The following is a 243-nucleotide window of genomic DNA, read 5'->3' on the forward strand; positions in this document are numbered from 1 at the left end:
ACTTCGTCGGCCGCATCGACGCGCAGGTGAAGGTGCGCGGCTTCCGCATCGAGCTGGGCGAAGTCGAGAACGCCCTACGCGCAGCCCCCTCCGTGAAGGACGCCGTCGTCCTCGCGCGCGAGGATGCCCCGGGCGACAAGCGGTTGGTGGCCTATGTCGTCGGCGACGCCCTTGATGTCACGGCCCTGCGCGCGCACCTCAAGCAGCACCTGCCCGAGTACATGGTGCCCGCGGCCTTCGTCC

1 protein-coding gene is annotated in these 243 nt (G+C 70.0%); it reads left to right on the forward strand.

The features are described from left to right. Positions 1-243: amino acid adenylation domain-containing protein (locus tag D7V77_RS43100; RefSeq protein ID WP_147452413.1), on the forward strand; the 243-nt coding region annotated here is incomplete at both ends.

Origin of the sequence: Corallococcus sp. CA041A (assembly GCF_003612075.1) — a bacterium.
GTDB classification, from domain to species: Bacteria; Myxococcota; Myxococcia; order Myxococcales; family Myxococcaceae; genus Corallococcus; species Corallococcus exiguus.